1 protein-coding gene is annotated in these 17,791 nt (G+C 74.5%); it reads left to right on the top strand.

What is annotated here, in order from left to right:
* Nucleotides 1-13 precede the first annotated feature (13 nt).
* Nucleotides 14-17,791: type I polyketide synthase (locus IF99_RS34985; protein WP_051703553.1), on the top strand; the 17,778-nt coding region annotated here is incomplete at its 3' end.

The raw sequence follows: 17,791 nt of genomic DNA, 5'->3' as shown, positions 1-17,791 counted from the left end.
GGGAGTCGTACTCATGAGGGCAGCGGACGGTCGGGACTCGGCGCTCGCCATCATCGGTGTCTCGTGCCGTTTCGCCGGAGCGGAGAACCCGGACGCGTTCTGGCGACTGCTGGCCTCGGGCGGCAGCGGCGTCGGCGAGGTACCGCCCGGCCGCTGGACGGGAGCCGCCGCCGAGCACACCCCCCGCATCGGTGGCTACCTGGAGCGTGTCGACACGTTCGACGCCTCGTTCTTCGGGATCTCCCCGCGTGAGGCCCCGTTCGTCGACCCCCAGCAGCGGCTCGCCCTCGAACTGGGCTGGGAGGCGCTGGAGGACGCCCGGATCACGCCGGACCGGGTGCGCGGGACCCGGCTCGGCACGTTCGTCGGCGTCACGGGCGACGACTACGCCCAACTCCTCTCCCCCCACGCCGGAACGCTCGCCACGCAACACGCACTGACCGGCGTGCAGCGTGGCGTCCTCGCCAACCGGCTGGCCGCCTTCCTCGGCGCCCGCGGACCGAGCATCACCGTCGACTCCGCGCAGTCCTCCTCCCTGGTGGCGCTCCACCTCGCAGGCGCGAGCCTGCGCGCGGGCGAGTCCGACGCCGCCCTGGTCTGCGGGGTCAACCTGCATCTGCTGCCGCAGAGCGTGCTGCTCGCCGCTCGCCTCGGCGCGCTGTCCACCCGTGGCGGCTGCTTCACCTTCGACGAGCGCGCCGACGGCTACGTACCCGGAGAGGGCGGTGGCGCCGTCGTCCTGAAGCGCCTCGACACCGCACTCGCCGACGGCGACCGCATTCTGTGCCTGGTCCGCGGCAGCGCGACCAACAACGACCCGGGCGGCGCCACTCTGACGGCACCGACCGCCGAGGCCCAGTCCGAGGTGCTCACCTCCGCCTACCGCAACGCCGGTGTCAGGCCCGGCGCCGTACGCTACGTCGAGCTCCACGGCACCGGCACCCCCACCGGCGACCCTGTCGAGGCTGCCGCACTGGGCGAGGCCCTCGGCCGCCACCGCCCCGCCGAGCGGCCTCTCGCCGTCGGCTCGGTGAAGACCAACATCGGCCACCTCAGCGGCGCCGCCGGAATCGCCGGGCTCATCAAAGTCGTTCTCTCCCTCAAGCACCGATGGCTGCCCGCCAGCCTCAACTTCGACAACCCCAACCCGCGCATTCCGCTCGACGAACTCAACCTCCGTGTGCAGCGGGACCCGGGTCTGTGGCCCGACGGCCCCGCGGAGCCGGAAGGCGAGGGCAGTGAACTCGTCGCCGGTGTCAGCTCTGTCGGTATGGGCGGCACCAACTGCCACGTGGTGCTGTCCGACTGGGCCCCGCCGGCCGCGTCCGCCGCACCGACGGCATCCGCCGCACCGGCCAGGGCACTGACCGACGTGCCGTGGCTGCTGTCCGGCCGCACCGACGCCGCTCTGCGCGACGCCGCCTCCCGGCTGGCGGGCGGCGGCGCGGCCGACGGCACGAAGGTGTCGGCTGCGGAGGTCGCGTGGTCCCTGGCCTCGACGCGCAAGGGCTTCGAGCGGCGCGCGGCCGTCGTGGCGGCCACGCACGAGGAGTTGCTGAGCGGAGTACGCGGCCTCGCCGACGGTGACCCCATGTCCGGCGTGGTGCTGTCCGGCCCGACGACCCGGGGCGAGGTGGGGGTGGTCTTCTCGGGCGCGGCCCCGGAGAGCGCGGGCGCGGCCATGGCCCTGTCCGTCTTCCCGGTCTTCGCCGAGGCGCTGGCAGAGGTGTGCGAGGTCTTCGACGAGGTGGCCGCCGAGGTCGCCGACACCCTGGGCCTGCCGGAGCGGGCGCGAGTGGCACGGGGACCGGCGGAGGGGAGGTTCGGTGCGGCACTGCGTCAGGCCATGACGTCGGCAGCCGACGAGGCGGGGCCGGGCCCGGGGGAGGGCGGCCGGGACCAAGCGGGCGCCTTCGCGTTCGGCGTGGCCTCGTGGCGGTTGCTGACGTCGTGGGGGCTTCGCCCGACGACGGTCGCGGGACACGGGGTGGGCGAGGTGACGGCCGCCCACGCGGCGGGTGTGTGGTCGCTGCGGGACGCCGCTCGCCTGGCGCTGGCGCGCGGCTGGCTCGGGGAGACCTCACCGGCCGACGGGGCGGACGCCTGTCGCAGGGTGCTGTCCACGGCCGAGCCCGGCGTCTCCCGGCTGACCGTGGTGTCGACGATGCTGGGCGGGACAGCGGAGCCCGGGCTCCTCCAGGGCCCTGAGCACTGGCTGCGGCAGGCGCGGGAGACGGCCCCGTTCACCGACGGCGCGGCGCTGCTGCGGGACGGCGATCTGTCGCTCGTCGTGGAAGCGGGACGGGACGCGGCTCTCACCTCCTCGGCCGCCTCGAACGACGACGACGTCCCTCCCGCCTTCGTCCCGCTGATCGCGGAGGGCCGCGTATCGGTCAGGTCGCTGGCGACGCTGTGGGTCGCGGGCGCCGATGTCGACTGGGCGCCCGTGCTGGGCGGCGTCCGGAGCGTGGACCTGCCGACCTACCCCTTCCAACGCCGTCGCTACTGGCTCGACACGGGACCGGAACAGTCCACCCCGCAGGTCGTGACCACGACGCCGTCACCGGCCGCCACGGAGGCACCGGTCGCCGCTGAGGCACCGGCCGCCGCGCAGACACCCGTGGCGACCGGCACGGCCACCGCCCCCGCCGTGGACCCCGCGCATCCCGGACGAGAGGCAATCGCCGCGCTGGGCGGGCTCACCGGAGCGAAGCGGACGGCGGCCCTGCGCACGTTCGTGTGCGAGCAGGCGGCCGTCGTCATGCGGGACTCGGCCCCGGTCGACCCGGCGCGCAGCTTCAAGGACCTCGGTTTCGACTCCGTCATGATCGAGGAGCTCGGCAGGATTCTCGCGGCGTGCACGGGGCTGCCCGTGAGGGGCAGCACGGTGTTCGACCACCCCACGCCCCAAGCACTGGCGGCACACCTCGACGCCTCGCTCACCACCGTCCCCGGGGCCACCGACCCCTCCCGGAAGCCGGCCACCGGACTGGCCGCACGCTCCGCGGCGCCAGGTGTCACGGGCCCGGACGCGCGCGCGGGCCACCCCGGCCGCACCGCGCACACCGCTCTCCCGGACGACGGCACGACCGGCCCCGCACCCGCCCAGGAGACCCGCCCCCGGCACCCCGACGACGATGCCGTGGCCGTGGTCGGCATGGCCTGCCGCTACCCCGGCGGCGTCGCCTCGCCGGACGACCTCTGGCGCCTGGTCGCCGACGGCGCGGCACCCCCCTCGGCCTGGCCCACGGACCGCGGCTGGACGCCACCCGTGACGGATGACGGCCAGGCCGCGCCCAGCGGCGGTTTCCTCAATGGGGCCGCGGACTTCGACGCCGACTTCTTCGGGATCTCGCCCCGCGAGGCGCTGACGATGGACCCGCAGCAGCGACTGCTCCTGGAGACCTCCTGGGAAGCCCTCGAACAGGCCGGACTAAACCCGGATGGTCTGCGCGGCTCGGCCACGGGCGTCTACGTGGGCGCGACGCCGCACGACTACGGCCCCCGCGCCGACCAGGCGCCGGACCACCTCGCGGGCCAGATCCTCACCGGCAGCACCCCCAGCGTCATCTCCGGCCGGGTGTCCTACACGTTCGGCTTCGAGGGCCCGGCGGTGACGGTGGACACGGCGTGCTCGTCGTCGCTGGTCGCCACGCACCTGGCGGGGAGGGCCCTGCGGTCGGGCGAGTGCGATCTGGCCCTGGCCGGTGGCGTGGCCGTCATGGCGACGACCGGAATGTTCCGCGAGTTCGGCCGGCAGGGGGGCCTGGCGGCCGACGGCCGGTGCAAGCCCTTCTCGGCCGATGCCGACGGTACGGCGTGGTCCGAGGGCGTGGGCGTCCTGGTCCTGGAGCGGCTGTCGGACGCCCGGCGCAACGGGCACCGTGTGCTCGCGGTCGTGCGGGGCAGCGCGATCAACCAGGACGGTGCGTCGAACGGCCTGTCCGCGCCCAGCGGGCCCGCGCAGCAGCGGGTGATCCGGGCGGCGTTGGCGGATGCGGGGCTCGGGGCCTCCGATGTGGACGTGGTGGAGGCGCACGGGACGGGGACCAGGCTCGGTGACCCGATCGAGGCGGAGGCGTTGCTCGCGACGTATGGCCAGGGGCGTGGTGCTGAGCGGCCGTTGTGGCTGGGGTCGGTGAAGTCCAACGTCGGGCACACACAGGCCGCTGCCGGGGTGGCGGGTGTGATCAAGATGGTGGAGGCGCTGCGTCATGGCACGCTGCCCGCCTCTCTGCACGCCGAGCAGCCGTCGCCGCATGTCGATTGGGCGTCGGGTGGAGTGCGGTTGCTGGCTCGGGCGCAGGAGTGGTCCGGGGCGGGGCGGGTGCGCAGGGCGGGGGTGTCCTCGTTCGGGATCAGCGGCACCAACGCCCACCTCATCCTGGAGGAAGCACCCGCTGAGGCGGAGCCGGTGTGCAGCCGCGAGGTGCCCTCCGTGGTGCCGTGGGTGCTCTCGGCCCGGAGTGTCGACGCGCTCCGGGGCCAGGCGGAGCGGCTGGCGGCGTTCGTGGACGCCCGGCCCGACGTGTCCGCGGCGGACGTGGGCCTCTCCCTGGCGGGGGGCCGCGCGGTGCACGGGCACCGGGCGGTGGTGGCGGGCGCGTCACGGGAAGAGCTGCTCGACGGAGTACGGGCGGTGGCGCGGGGCGAGGGCGATTCCGGTGTGACTCGTGTGGCCGCGGATGTGGCACGGACGGTGTTCGTGTTCCCGGGGCAGGGGTCGCAGTGGGTGGGGATGGCTCTGGAGTTGCTGGGGGACGTTCCGGCTTTCGCTGAGCGGTTGGGGGAGTGTGCGGCGGCGTTGGAGCCGTTCATGGATGTGCCGTTGCTGGAGGCGCTGGGTGATGGTGCGGCGTTGGAGCGGGTGGAGGTGGTGCAGCCCGCGTTGTGGGCGGTGATGGTGTCGCTGGCGCGGGTGTGGGAGTGGTTCGGGGTGCGCCCCGCCGCGGTGGTGGGTCATTCGCAGGGTGAGATCGCCGCGGCCGTCGTAGCGGGGGCGTTGAGTCTGGAGGACGGGGCGCGCGTGGTGGCGTTGCGCAGCCGGGCCATCGCCGAGGAACTCGCCGGCCGTGGCGGCATGGTCGCCGTCCAGCGGCCCCTCACCGAGGTGGAGGGGCTTCTCGCCGCCTACGACGGGGAACTGACCGTCGCCGCGGTGAACGGGCCCGGATCCACCGTGGTCTCCGGCGGCACCGCCGCGCTCGACGACCTGATGGCGCGATGCGAGAGCCGCGGCATCCGGGCCCGCCGCATCCCCGTCGACTACGCCTCCCACTCGGCGCACGTGGACGCCGTCGCCGACCGGATTCTCGCCGACCTGGCCCCGATCCGGGCGGGCCGCGCCAAGGTGCCGTTCTTCTCGACGGTCACCGGTGACTGGCTCGGCGACGACGTGCCGGACGCCGCCTACTGGGTGCGCAACCTCCGCCACCGGGTCCGCTTCGAAGAAGCTGTACGGGAGTTGGCCGCGGACGGCTTCGACGCCTTCGTGGAATGCAGTGCCCACCCGGTGCTCGCCGGCAACATGACGCACATCCTGGAGGAGACCGGCCGGGACGCGGTCGTGACCGGCTCCCTGCTCCTCGGCGACGGCGGCCTGCGGCGCCTGCTCACCTCACTGAGCACGGTCTTCGCCCACGGCGGGTCCGTGGACTGGACCCGCCTCTACACCGGCACCGGTGCCCGTCGTGTCGCGCTGCCCACCTACGCCTTCCAGCGCGAGCGCTACTGGCTCGATCCCGTCACCGGCGGCGGTGCCCCGGACGTCGCGTCCGCCGGGCTCACCCCGGCCCGCCATCCGCTGCTCGGCGCGGTCCTGCGCACCGCGGGCGACGGGGGCCTCGTCCTGACCGGACGGCTCACCCCGCACAGCCACCGCTGGCTCCACGACCACGCGGTCGGTGCCCTCCCGTTGCTGCCGGGAACCGCCCTGCTCGAACTGGCGGTGCACGCGGGGGTCCACAACGGCACCCCCCACCTCGACGAACTCACCCTGCACGTGCCGCTTCCGCTGCCCACCGGAAGCGGCGCCACGGATCTCCAGGTCACCGTCACCGCCGACGGCCCCGACCGCGCCACCGCGACCGTGCACAGCCGGGCCGCCACCGACGGCCGCCAGGACGCCCGGGACGCCCACCTGCCCTGGACGCACCACGCGACAGCGGCCCTGCGCACGGCCGCCCCGGCACCGGCCCCCGCCCCCCTCGACTGGGCCGCCACCTGGCCGCCCCCCGGCACCACCGAGACCGACCTCACCGGCCTCTACGACGAACTGGCCGACGAGGGCTACGTCTACGGCCCCGCCTTCCAGCTCCTCGCCCGCCTCTGGAAGGCCCCCGACGACACCGTCTACGCGGAGGCGCGGCTGCCCGAGCACGACGCCGCCGCCCCGGACGACGAGGACTTCGCCCTCCACCCGGCCCTCCTTGACGCCGTCCTGCACGCCGTGATCACCACCACCCGCTCCGAGGACGGCGTGCGCCTGCCGTACGCCTTCCACGACGTCGCCGTCACCGCACCCGGCGCCCGCGCACTGCGCGCGCGGATCACCCCCTCCGGTGAATCCACCGTCGCCCTCGACCTCGCCGCACCGTCGGGTCAGCGGGCGGCGAGTATCGGGTCCCTCACGCTGCTGCCCGCGGACCTCGCACGGCTCACCACCTCCCGCGAGACGACGCCCCGGTCCCTGTTCGCCGTGGAATGGGAGCCGCTGACGCTGCCCGGCGAGGCGCGCCCCACAGGGCAGTGGGCCTTCCTCGGCGATGACGAAGCGCCCGTCCTCGCAGCGCTCCGGAACGCCGGCGCCGCGCCGGAGGCCCACCGCGATCTCGACGGACTGCGCGCCGCCCTCGACGCCGGTGCCGCCGCTCCCGACATCCTCGTATGGGCCGTGGGCGACGGGCCAGGGACCGTGGACGACCGGCGGCGGGACGCCACGGTGACCGCGGCCCACGCCCACGCGGCCACGGCTCTGGCGACCGCCCGCGCCCTGCTTCTCGACGACCGGCTGGCCGGTACGCGACTGCTCGCCGTCACCGAGGGAGCGGCGGGCCCCGCCCCGGTGACCGACATCGCCGCCGCCACCGTCTGGGGCCTCCTGCGCAGCGCGCACACCGAGACCCCCGGACGGTTCCTCCTGGCCGACACCGACCGGGAGCCCGCGTCGCTGCGTGTCCTGCCCGCCGTCGCCGCGGGCGACGAACCCCAGGTCGCCCTGCGCGCGGGCCAGGCTCACGTCCCCCGGCTCGCCCGTGTCACCGGCCGGGCCGAGGACAGCGCCGTCCCCTTCGGTCCCGACAGCACGGTCCTGCTCACCGGCGCCACCGGACACATCGGCCGCCTGATCGCCCGGCGTCTGGTCCGTGAGCACGGCGTACGCCGACTCGTCCTCGTCAGCCGCCGGGGAGGCGAGGCGACCCGCGACCTCACCGCGGAACTCGCGGGAGACGGCTGCGAGGTGACCACCCTCGGCTGCGATCCCGCGGACCACGACGCCCTGCGGAGCGCCCTCGCCGACCACGCCCTCACCGCCGTGGTGCACGCGGCGGGCGTCCTCGACGACGGAACCGTCACCTCCCTGACGCCCGACCAGCTCACCACCGTACTGCGTCCCAAGGTGGACGCCGCCTGGAACCTGCACGACCTCACCCGCGACGAGCCGCTGACCGCGTTCGTCCTCCTGTCCTCGGTCTCCGGCGTCCTCGGCGGCGCGGGACAGGCCAACTACGCCGCCGCCAACGCCTTCCTCGACGCCCTGGCCGCCCACCGGGCCGGCCTCGGCCTGCCGGGACAGAGCCAGGCCTGGGGCCTGTGGGACCAGGACGACCACAGCGGCGGCATGGCGTCGGGGCTCGGCACCACCGACCGCGCGAGGCTTGCCCGGCTCGGCGTGGCGCCGCTGCCCGAGGCGCAGGCCCTCGCGCTGTTCGACCGGGCCGTCGCGGACCCCGCTCCGCTCACCGTGCCCACGCGGCTTGACCTCCGGCAGGTGCGTGAACAGGCGGAGAGCGAGGGGATACCGGCCCTGTTGCGCGGCCTCGTCCGGCCCCCGCGGCCCGCGGGCGGCGACGGAACGTTCACCGAGCGCCTGACGGCGCTGTCGTCCGACGAGCGGCTCGACCTGGCCCTCCGACTCGTACGTGATCTGGCCTCCGCCGTCCTCGGCCACGCCTCGGCCGACCGCGTCCCGGTCACGCGCGCGTTCCGTGAGTTCGGCTTCGACTCGCTCAGCGCGCTCGAACTGCGCAACCGGCTGAACAACGCCACCGGACTGCGCCTTCCCGCAGGACTCGTCTTCGACCACCCCACCCCGACGGAACTCGCCGCCCACCTGGTGGATCAACTGGTCGGCGCAGTACCGAGGGAGGAGCCCGCCGCGCCCACGGCCCCCACCGACGAACCCCTCGCGATCGTCGGCATGGCCTGCCGCTACCCCGGACGCGTCACCAGCCCCGAGGAACTGTGGGAGCTGGTCGCCACCGGCGGCGACGGCATCGGCCGCTTCCCGGCGGACCGGGGCTGGGACCTCGACGGCCTGCACCACCCCGACCCGGACCACACCGGCACCTCGTACACCCGCGAAGGCGGATTCCTGTACGACGCGGGCGACTTCGACGCGGGCTTCTTCGGGATCTCGCCACGCGAGGCGCTGGCGATGGACCCGCAGCAGCGGCTGCTCCTGGAAACCTCCTGGGAAGCCCTCGAACAAGCCGGACTCGACGCGGACGGGCTGCACGGCAGCCGCACCGGAGTCTTCGCGGGGCAGGTCTACCACGACTACGCACCGGCCCCGGACCAGACCCCCGGGCACGTCGAGGGCCTGCTCATGACCGGCAGCGCGGGCAGTGTCCTGTCCGGCCGGGTGGCCTACACGTTCGGCTTCGAGGGCCCGGCGGTGACGGTGGACACGGCGTGCTCTTCGTCCCTGGTGGCGATCCACCTGGCGGGAAGGGCCCTGCGGTCGGGCGAGTGCGATCTGGCCCTGGCCGGCGGCGTGACCGTCATGGCCACCCCCGCCCCCTTCGTCCAGTTCTCCCGGCAACGGGGCCTGGCGGCCGACGGCCGGTGCAAGCCCTTCTCGGCGGACGCCGACGGCATAGGCATGTCCGAGGGCGCGGGCGTCCTCGTCCTGGAGCGGCTGTCGGACGCCCGGCGCAACGGCCATCGCGTGCTCGCGGTCGTGCGGGGCAGCGCGATCAACCAGGACGGGGCGAGCAACGGCCTCACGGCACCGAACGGTCCGGCCCAGCAGCGGGTGATTCGGGCGGCGTTGGCGGATGCGGGGCTCGGGGCCTCCGATGTGGACGTGGTGGAGGCGCACGGGACGGGGACGAGGCTCGGTGACCCGATCGAGGCGGAGGCGTTGCTCGCGACGTATGGCCAGGGGCGTGGTCCTGAGCGGCCGTTGTGGCTGGGGTCGGTGAAGTCCAACGTCGGGCATACGCAGGCCGCTGCGGGTGTGGCGGGTGTGATCAAGATGGTGGAGGCGCTGCGTCATGGCGCGCTGCCCGCCTCTCTGCACGCCGAACGGCCGTCGCCGCACGTCGATTGGGCGTCGGGTGGAGTGCGGTTGCTGGCTCGGGCGCAGGAGTGGTCCGGGGCGGAGCGGGTGCGCAGGGCGGGTGTGTCCTCGTTCGGGATCAGCGGCACCAACGCCCACCTCATCCTGGAAGAGGCACCCGTCGAGACCGGGTCCGGAGCGGAGCGACGCGTCGAACCCCCGGTCGTGCCATGGGTGATCACCGGACACCACCGCGAGGCCCTGCGGGCACAGGCCGGTCGCCTCGCCGCCTTCGTGGAGGCACACCCGGACACCTCGGCCACAGAGATCGGCGCGGCACTCGCGACGGGCCGTGCGGTGCGGGGGCACCGTGCGGTGGTGGCCGGTGCGTCGCGCGAGGAACTGCTCGACGCGGTGCGGGCGGTGGCCCGGGGGGAGGGCGACGCCGGTTCGGCGGCTCGGGCCGGAGATGACGCCGCACAAATCGTCTTCGTGTTCCCGGGTCAGGGGTCGCAGTGGGTGGGTATGGCGCGGGAGTTGCTGGCGGAAGTTCCGGTGTTCGCGGAGCGGTTGGGGGAGTGTGCGGCGGCGTTGGGGCCGTTCATGGATGTACCTCTCTTGGAGGCATTGGGTGAGGGTGCGGCGTTGGAGCGGGTGGAGGTGGTGCAGCCCGCTTTGTGGGCGGTGATGGTGTCGTTGGCCCGGGTGTGGGAGTGGTTCGGGGTGCGTCCGGCCGCTGTGGTGGGGCATTCGCAGGGTGAGATCGCCGCGGCCGTCGTAGCGGGGGCGTTGAGTCTGGAGGACGGGGCGCGCGTGGTGGCGCTGCGCAGCCGGGCCATCGCCGCCGAACTCGCCGGTCACGGCGGCATGGCGTCGGTGGCGGCCTCGGAGAAGGACGTCCGGGCCCTTCTGGACGGCATCACGGAGCCCGTGACCGTGGCCGCGGTCAACGGGCCGGCCACCACCGTTGTCTCCGGCACCCTCGCAGGGCTCGACGCGCTCAGGACCCGGTGCGAGCGCGAGGGAGTGCGCTACCGCCGCGTCCCGGTCGACTACGCCTCCCACTCCGGGCAGGTGGACGCCCTCGCCGACCGGATCCTCGCCGACCTGGCCCCGATCCGGGCGCGCCGTGCCCAGGTGCCGTTCTTCTCGACGGTCACCGGCGACTGGCTCGGCGACGACGTGCCGGACGCCGCCTACTGGGTGCGCAACCTGCGCCGGCCGGTGCGGTTCCAGGAAGCCGTACGCGCCCTCGCCGCGACGGGTCCGGGCGCCTTCGTGGAGTGCAGCGCGCACCCGGTGCTGACCGCGGCGGTGGAGGACACCCTTCAGGAAGCCGGTCACGAGGCCGCGGTCACGGGAACCCTGCGCCGCGACGACGGAGGGACGCGACGCCTGTTCGCCTCGTTCGGCGAGGTCTTCGCGCAGGGCGCGCCGGTGGCCTGGGCGCGGGCGTTCGCCGCCGCCGACGCCGCGCACGTCGATCTCCCCACCTACGCCTTCCAGCGCGAACGCTACTGGTGGGAGCCCGCCACGCCGCACGGGCCCGCCGCCGCGCAGGACACCGCGCGCCCCGGCGACGACACCGGCTTCTGGGAAGCGGTGCGAAGCGACGACACCGAGACCCTCGCAGGCCTGCTCGACGTGGACGGCGACGCCCTGGCGCGTGTGCTGCCCGCTCTGCGGACCTGGCGCCGGCACCGTACGGAGCGGGCCGCCGTCGACTCCTGGCGGTACCACGTGCGCTGGGCTCCCACCGCGCTGCCCGCGGCTCCCGTTCTGACCGGGACGTGGCTCCTGGCGGTCCCCGCCGACTCCGTCGTGGCGGCCGGCTGCGCCGAGACGGTCGCCGCCGCCGTACGCGACCACGGGGGTGACGTGACCACGCTCACGGTGGCCGCGGACGCCACCCGGGACGACATCGCGGAGCTGCTGCCCGAGGGGACGTTCTCCGGGGTGCTGTCCCTGCTGAGCGTCGTCGACAGCCACAGCGACACCGAGGAGAGGGTCGAGCGCACCGGCCTCACCACCACCGCCGCTCTGTTCCAGGCGCTCGGCGAGGCCGAGAACCGTGGCCCTCTGTGGTGCCTGACCCACGACGCGATCACCGCCACCGCCCAGGACGCGCGGACCGTCCGCGACCGTGCCGCCGCCCAGCAGATGGTGTGGGGCTTCGGCAGGATCGCGGCCCTGGAACACCCCGAGCGGTTCGGCGGGCTCGTCGACCTGCCCGCCCGCCCCGTCGGGCCCACGGGCCGCCTCCTCGCGGCGGTCCTGGCCGGAGACAGCGGCGAGGACCAGGTGGCCCTGCGCCCGTCCGGCGCGCTCGTGCGGCGCCTGTCCCGCGCCGGCGCTTCCGGGGCGCGACCGGGGTGGCGTCCGCGCGGCACCGTCCTGGTGACCGGCGGCACCGGAGGTCTCGGCGCCCGCGTGGCCCGTCACCTCGCCGGGCAGGGTGCCGAGCACCTCCTGCTGGTCAGCCGGCGCGGCCCCGACGCGCCGGGCGCCGCCGCACTGCGCACCGAACTGGAGGAGAGTGGCGTCGGCGTCACCCTCAGCTCGTGCGACGTCGGAGACCGTGCTGCCCTCGCCGAACTGCTCGCGACCGTGCCCGCCGAGCGACCCCTGACGGCGGTCGTGCACACCGCGGCGGTCCTGGACGACTCCGTCGTCGACGGCCTCATCCCTGACCGGATCGACCAGGTCCTGCGGGTCAAGGCCGACGGCGCCCGGCACCTGCACGAGCTGACCCGGGACGCCGACCTGGACGCCTTCGTGCTCTTCTCGTCCCTCGCCGGCACCCTGGGCGCCTCCGGGCAGGGCAACTACGCGCCCGGCAACGCCTACTTGGACGCGCTCGCCGAGCAGCGGCACGCCCTGGGCCTGCCCGCCACCTCCATCGCCTGGAGCATCTGGGACGAGCGCGGTATGGCCACCGAGGGCGATATCGAGGCGACCGCAGGCCGCCACGGTCTGCCCGTCATGGACCCCGACCTGGCCGCCTCGGCCCTCGTCGCGGTCGCCGGCGACACCGAACCGACCGTCGTGATCGCGGACGTGGAGTGGGACAGGTTCCACGTGGCCTTCACCGCCACCCGTCCCAGCCCCTTCCTCTCCGATCTTCCCGAGGTCCGGCAGCTCACCACCGGGACCGCCGGGCCCGCCCCCGACGCGGCCCCGGGCGCCGACGGGCTCGCCGCGCGCGTCGCCGCCCTGGGCGACCGCGCCGAACAGCAGGCCGCCCTGCTCTCCCTCGTCCGCGAACAGGCCGCCAAGGTCCTCGGCCACTCCGGCCCCGAGGCCGTCGACCCCACGACCGCCTACCGCGATCTCGGCTTCGACTCGGTCACCGCCGTCGAACTGCGCAATCGCCTGAACAAGGCGACCGGGCTCCGGCTCCCCTCCACCCTCGTCTTCGACCACCCCACGGCCCGTGATCTCGCCGCCCATCTGCGGGACGAACTCCTCGGCGGACGCGCCACGGACCCCGCCCCTACCGCCGCCCCCGGCCCCGCCCCGGCTCCGGCGGACGACGACCGGATCGCCATCGTCGGCATGGGCTGCCGCTTCCCCGGAGGCGTCCGCTCTCCGCAGCAACTGTGGCAACTGCTCCGCGACGGGCGCGACGCCATCACCCCGTTCCCCGACGACCGCGGCTGGGACCTGGAGACCCTCCGGGGGACCGGCTCCGGTGAGCGGACCGGCACGTCGACCGCCCAGGAGGGCGGATTCCTGCACGACGCGGGCGACTTCGACGCGGAGTTCTTCGGAATTTCGCCGCGTGAGGCGCTGGCGATGGACCCGCAACAGCGCCTGCTCCTGGAGACCTCCTGGGAGGCGCTCGAACAGGCGGGTATCGACCCGACCGCCCTGCGCGGCACCCGCGCCGCCGTGTTCACCGGCACCAACGGCGGCGACTACCTCGCCATCAGCCCCGACGTCCCCGAGGAGACCGCCGGATACGTCGCCACGGGCAACACCGGGAGCGTCCTGTCCGGCCGCGTCGCCTACACCCTCGGACTGGAGGGCCCCGCCCTCACCGTCGACACCGCCTGCTCGGCCTCCCTCGTCGCCCTGCACCTGGCCGTGCGCTCGCTCCGCCAGGGCGAGAGCGACCTGGCCCTGGCCGGTGGCGTGACCGTCATGTCCACCCCGGGCATCTTCACCGAGTTCACCCGCCAGGGCGGCCTGGCCCCCGACGGGCGCAGCAAGGCGTTCGGAGCCGGCGCGGACGGCGCCGGGTTCGCCGAGGGCGTCGGCGTCCTCGTCGTCGAACGACTCTCGGACGCCCGCCGCCACGGCCACCAGGTCCTCGCGGTCGTGCGGGGCAGCGCGGTCAACCAGGACGGTGCGTCGAACGGTCTGTCCGCGCCCAGCGGACCCGCTCAACAGCGCGTCATCCGGGCGGCGTTGGCCGACGCCGGACTCGACGGGTCCGACGTGGACGCGGTGGAGGCGCACGGCACGGGTACGAAGCTGGGCGACCCGATCGAGGCCGGTGCGCTGCTGGCCGCGTACGGGCAGGGCAGGGGCCCGGAACGGCCCCTGTGGCTGGGGTCGGTGAAGTCGAACATCGGGCACACCCAGGCCGCCGCCGGTGTCGCGGGCGTCATCAAGACCGTCCTCGCCCTGCGGCACGGCACCCTGCCTCCCACCCTGCACGCCGAGGAGCCGTCAGCGCATGTCGACTGGTCCTCCGGCGCCGTGGCCCTCCTCACCGCGCCGCGCGACTGGCCCGAGACGGGACGGCCCCGGCGGGCCGGAGTCTCCTCGTTCGGCGTCAGCGGAACCAACGCCCACGTCATCCTGGAACAGGGACCGGACACCGACCCCCACGACGACGACCACCGCCCCGACGGCACCTTCACCCCCTGGACGCTGTCGGCGCGGTCCGACGCGGCGCTGCGGGAGCAGGCCAGGCGCCTGCTCCCGCTGGCACGGGAGGGGACCGCCCGGAGCGGCGACATCGGTCACACCCTCGCGACCGCACGCGCCGTACTCGACCACCGCGCGGTCGTCCTCGGCGCCGACGGCAGCGGCCTGGCCGACGCCCTGACCGACCTCGCGGAGGGCCGGCAGACACCCGACATCGTCCGCGGCACGGCCACCCCCTCCGACGACCGCGTCGTCTTCGTGTTCCCGGGTCAGGGGTCGCAGTGGGTGGGTATGGCGCGGGAGTTGCTGGCGGATGTTCCGGTGTTCGCTGAGCGGTTGGGGGAGTGTGCGGCGGCGTTGGAGCCGTTCATGGATGTGCCTCTGCTGGAGGCGTTGGGTGAGGGTGCGGCGTTGGAGCGGGTGGAGGTGGTGCAGCCCGCTTTGTGGGCGATGATGGTGTCGTTGGCGCGGGTGTGGGAGTGGTTCGGGGTGCGTCCGGCCGCTGTGGTGGGTCATTCGCAGGGTGAGATCGCGGCGGCCGTCGTGGCGGGTGCGTTGAGTCTGGAGGACGGGGCGCGCGTGGTGGCGCTGCGCAGCCGGGCCATCGCCGCCGAACTCGCGGGCCTCGGCGGCATGGTGGCCGTGACACAGCCCGTCGCCGAGGTGGAGGAAATCCTCGCCGCCTACGACGGGGAACTGACCGTCGCCGCGGTGAACAGCCCCGCCACCACGGTGGTCTCCGGCGGCACGGAGGCGCTCGACGGCCTGATGGCGCTGTGCGAGAAGCGCGGCATCCGGGCCCGCCGGGTCCCCGTCGACTACGCCTCTCACTGTTCACAGGTCGAGACCATCCGCGCCCAGGTCGAGAAGGCGGTGGCCGATGTGGTGCCCCGGCCCACGAGGATTCCGTTCTTCTCCACGGTGACCGGAGGCGAACTCGCCCACACGGAGCTGGACGGCGCCTACTGGTATCGCAACCTCCGGTCCACCGTCCGCTTCGAGGAGACCGTACGCGCCCTGCTCGACGCGGGATTCCGCAGGTTCGTCGAGGCGAGCGCCCACCCGGTGCTGACCACCGGGGTGCAGATCACCGCCGAGGACCACGGGACGGACGTGACAGTCACCGGCACACTGCGCCGCGACGACGGCGGCCGGCCCCGCCTCGTGCGGTCGCTCGCCGAGGCGTTCGTCACCGGCGTACCGGTGCGTTGGGCCCGCTCCTACGAAGGCCGCCCGGTCCGGCGGGTCGAGCTGCCCACGTACGCCTTCCAGCACAAGCGCTACTGGGTGGCGGACGGCGGAGCCGCCGGCCGCCGCAGCGCCCCGCACCAGGACGGCGCGGAAGCCACCGGGCACGCCCTGCTCGGCCGCGCCGTGCCGCTGCCCGGCACCGGCGGGGCCCTGTTCACCGGGCGGCTGTCCCTCCGGGACTCCCCCTGGCTCCGCGACCACGCCGTACACGGTCGCGTACTGGTGCCGGGCACGGCCCTCCTGGACATGGTCCTGCGCGCCGCGCACGCCGTCGGCTGCGACCGCGTGGAGGAACTGATCCTCGAAACCCCGCTGCTCCTCGACGCCTCCCGGCCGACACAGGTACAGGTGCTGGTGGCCGGGCCGGCGGAGGACGGCAGCCGTACGGTGGACCTGCACGCCCGGGTCCAGGCCCCCGCGTCCGAGGACCCCGCTTCCCAGGACACGGAGTGGGTGCGGCACGCACGGGCGACGCTCGTGAACGACGCCGGGCACCCGGAAGCCACGGGCTCCGGGAACTGGCCCCCGGCCGACGCGCAGCCCGTGGACATCACCGGCCTCTACGAGCGGCTGCACGAGCGGGGCTTCACGTACGGGGATCAGTTCCGAGGGCTCACCCAGGTCTGGCGCGGGCCGCACGGCGAACTGTTCGCGGACGTCCGCCTGCCCGAGGCGGACGTGATGGGCTTCGGCATCCACCCGGCGCTCCTCGACGCAGCGCTGCACGCCTGGCCCGCCTGCGCGGACGACGAGGCCATCGGACGTCTGCCCTTCCTCTGGACCGGCGTCACCCTGCACGCCACCGGCGCGACGCGGCTGCGGGCCACGCTCGTCCCGACCGCTGAGGGCGCCTGCTCGGTACAGGTCACGGACAGCGCCGGGCTGCCGGTCCTGTCCGCCGACGGACTCCTGACACGTCCGCTCGACGAGGCGCGGCTCCCGGCTCCGCCCGAGGACGGCGTCGCCGCCGCCTACCGGGTCGCCTGGACCCGGGTACCGGCATCGGACCAGAAGGGTGAAGCGTCGCGGGTGGCGGTGCTCGGCGACACGGCTGAGGGGCTGCCCGGGACGGATTCGGAGCACGCCGGATTCGCCGACCTGGAAGCACTGGAGGCACACCTGACGGGCGGGGAAGAGCTGTCGGCGCCTGGTCACGTCCTGGTGGACCTGAGGACCGACGCGTCCCCGGGCGCCGACGAGAACATGGCCGAGGCCGCCGAGAGCCTCGCCCTTCGCGCGTTGGAACTCGTGCAGCGGTGGCTGGCGAGCGAGCGCTTCTCGGAGTCGCGGCTCGTCCTCGTCACCGGCGGCGCCGTGCAGGTCCACGGCGCCGAACGCATGGACCACCTCGCGGCCGCCCCCGTGTGGGGACTGGTGCGTTCGGCACAGACCGAGCACCCCGGGCGCTTCGTCCTCCTCGACGTCCTCGACCGGACCGACGCGACGCCCGGCACGGTGCTGCGTGCCCTGGCCACGGGCGAGGCCCAACTCGCCGTCCGCGGTGACGACATCCTCGCTCCGCGGCTGGTGCGCGGCGAGGAGCCGCCGACGCCGGAGCACCGGCCGAGCCCGGCGGGGGAACGGGCGGAGTCGGTCCCGGCGGGGGAGCGGGCGGAGCCGGTCCCGGCGCACGACGAGGACCTGGCCGGGGAGCGGAGGCTCGCCCACGCCGGGAACGGCACCCTCGAAGGCATCGTCTGGGGTCCGTCGCCCGAGAACGAGGGTGGCGATGGCAAGGGCCGTCGCACGCTGGGCGAACACGAAGTGCGCATCGCCATCCGGGCCGTCGGGCTCAACTTCCGTGACGTGCTGATCCCGTTGGGCATGTACCCGGACGCGGAGAACGCGCGGATGGGCAGCGAGGGCGCGGGGGTGGTCACCGGGACCGGTCCCGGCGTGACAGGTGTCGCGGTCGGCGACCGGGTGATGGGCGTCTGGCAGGACGGGTTCCGGTCCTCCGTCGTGGTGGACGAGCGGGTCGTGGTGGCGATCCCGGAGGAATGGTCGTTCGTGGAGGCGGCGTCCGTTCCGGTGGCGTTTGTGACGGCGTTTTACGCGTTGGTGGATGTGGCGGGTGTGCGGTCGGGGGAGACGGTGTTGGTGCATGCGGCGGCGGGTGGGGTGGGGATGGCCGCGGTGCAGTTGGCCCGGTGGTTGGGGGCT

The organism is Streptomyces sp. NRRL F-5630 (genome assembly GCF_000719475.1).
GTDB lineage: Bacteria > Actinomycetota > Actinomycetes > Streptomycetales > Streptomycetaceae > Streptomyces.
The sequence above is the reverse complement of the archived record's forward strand: the minus strand, read 5'-3'. Positions and strand labels throughout refer to the sequence as shown.